Genomic DNA, 2,314 nt, shown 5'->3' with positions numbered 1-2,314 from the left:
GCGTCGGGCTCGACCACGGTAGTATGGCAACGCGCGCGCGCCAGCACCACGGCGACGTCGGCCCCCATGGTGCCGCCGCCCACGACAACGGCGTGCGTGGCCGCCGGGTTGGCCAATGCGGCTGGTAGTGTCGTGCTCATGTCTCTGCTCCGTTTTCAACTATGGGGGAGTGTAGAGTCGAGGTGCCGCAGGTTCATTTGCCGGCGGTGGACCAGGCGCCAACCCGCACGGGGCGCACCATCATCAATACGGTGTCTGACACGCAAGGTGTCAGACACCCATGGCGTTATCTTAAGCGGGGGGCTGGGCTTTCTCTTCGGGTACCGTCTCGCGTTCCGCCTGCGCGCGCAGGAAATCGAAATCCACGCCCTGGTCGGCCTGGGTCACCGTCTGCAAGAACAGCTTGCGGTAGCCGCGTTCGGCGCTAGGCCGCTCGATAACGTGTTCGGCGGCGCGGCGCGCCAGTTCTTCGTCGCTGACCAGCAGCGCGATTTCACGTTGCCGCACCGACAGCCGGATGCGGTCGCCGGTGCGTACATGCGCCAGCGGCCCGCCCACCGCGGCTTCGGGGGTGACGTGCAGCACGATGGTGCCGGCCGCCGTGCCGCTCATGCGGCCGTCGGAAATGCGCACCATGTCTTTCACGCCGGCGCGCGCCAGTTTGCGCGGAATGGGCATGTAGCCGGCTTCCGGCATGCCGGGGCCGCCGGTGGGGCCGATGCGCTTGAGCACCAGCACGTCGTCGGCCGTCACGTCCAGGGTGTCGTCGTCGATGCGCAGCGCCATGTCTTCGGCGTTTTCGAAGACCACCGCGCGGCCCTCGTGTTCCATCAGTTTGGGATCGGCCGCCGATTGCTTGATGATGGCTCCGCCCGGCGCCAGGTTGCCGCGCAGTACCGCCAGGCTGCCCACCGGATAAATGGGCGAACTGAACGGCCGGATGACGTCCTGCGCGAAAGCGGGCGGCGCGGCATCCAGTTCTTCGCCTAGCGTTCGTCCCGACACGGTCAGGGTGTCCAGGTGCAGCAAGGGGCGCAATTCCCGCAGCAGGGCGGGCATGCCGCCGGCCTTGTGGAAGTCTTCCATGTAGTGCTGCCCCGAGGGTTTCAGGTCAACCAGCACCGGGGTTTCGCGGCCGAGCCGGTCCAGGCCGGCCAGGTCGATATCAATGCCCAGCCGTCCGGCGATGGCGGTCAGGTGGATCAGGCCGTTGGTGGAACCGCCTATGGCCAGCAGCACGCGCAAGGCGTTCTCGAAGGCCTTGCCGGTCAGGATGCGGTCGGGGGTGAGGCGGCTGGCCGCCATGGCCACCGCCGTGGCGCCGGTGCGTTCGGCCACGCGCACCCGGTCAGCCGTGACCGCCGGGGGCGAGGCGCCGCCGAACAGCATGATGCCCAGCGCTTCCGACAGGCAGGCCATGGTACTGGCAGTGCCCATCACCGAGCAGGTGCCCACGCTGGCCACCAACTGGTTGTTCACGTCGGCAATCTCGGTGGCGTCGATTTCTTCGGCGCGGTAGCGGCCCCAGTATCGGCGGCAATCGGTACAGGCGCCCACGCGTTCGCCGCGATGCGCGCCGGTCAGCATGGAGCCGGTTACCAGCTGGATGGCGGGCACGCCGGCCGACGATGCGCCCATCAATTGCGCGGGCACGGTCTTGTCGCAACCGCCGATCAGCACCACGGCATCCATGGGCTGGGCGCGGATCATTTCTTCCGTATCCATGGACATGAGGTTGCGCAGGTACATGCTGGTGGGCTGCGAGAAACTTTCATGCACCGAGATGGTGGGAAAGTCCACCGGCAAGCCGCCCGCCAGCATGACGCCGCGCTTGATGGCCTCGACCAGCTGCGGCGCGTTGCCATGGCAGGGGTTGTAGCTGCTGCCGGTGTTGACGATACCGATAACCGGGCGCGACAGCGCGTCGTCGGTATAGCCCGCGCCCTTGATGAAGGCCTTGCGCAGGAATAGCGAGAACCCGGTGTCGCCGTAGTTGGTCAGGCCCTTGCGCAGCCCGCTGGGGGCCGCGGCATTGTCTTTCTTGGCGGTCATTGCAATTCCAATAATATTATTGATAATCTATGGGCCGCATCATAGCCGTGCCTCCAGCCGGCAGGCAAGCCCGCCTACGGCCTCCCTGAATTCTGTGCAGCAACAACGAGCCGGGCATCACATCGAATCCCGAACAACCACCCCGGCCAGGAGACAAAGTATGTTCCCATTCTGCAAGCCCAGCCCCGCCCGTCGAGTATTCCTGGCCGCCATGCTGGCCTTCGGCGCCAGCCTGGCGGTGCCGGCGGCGCCCGCGGCGGCC

At 66.8% G+C, this 2,314-nt stretch carries 2 protein-coding genes; both read right to left on the bottom strand.

Going from position 1 to position 2,314, the window contains the following annotated elements; translation table 11 throughout:
- A partial coding sequence (locus LPZ50_RS24195; protein WP_230665387.1) for an NAD-binding protein occupies positions 1-140 on the bottom strand: 140 nt, incomplete at its 3' end.
- A gap of 151 nt (positions 141-291) precedes the next feature.
- A complete protein-coding gene (locus LPZ50_RS24190) occupies positions 292-2,052 on the bottom strand; it encodes an IlvD/Edd family dehydratase (RefSeq protein WP_230665386.1) in 1,761 nt (586 codons plus the stop codon).
- Positions 2,053-2,314 lie beyond the last annotated feature (262 nt).

Source organism: Bordetella petrii, assembly GCF_020991325.1.
GTDB lineage: Bacteria > Pseudomonadota > Gammaproteobacteria > Burkholderiales > Burkholderiaceae_B > Bordetella_A > Bordetella_A petrii_E.
The sequence above is the reverse complement of the archived record's forward strand: the minus strand, read 5'-3'. Positions and strand labels throughout refer to the sequence as shown.

Excerpts from the sequence above, each read along its gene's own strand:
- LPZ50_RS24190 (WP_230665386.1), bottom strand. The coding sequence starts at position 2,052 with ATGACCGCCAAGAAAGACAATGCCGCGGCCCCCAGCGGGCTGCGCAAG.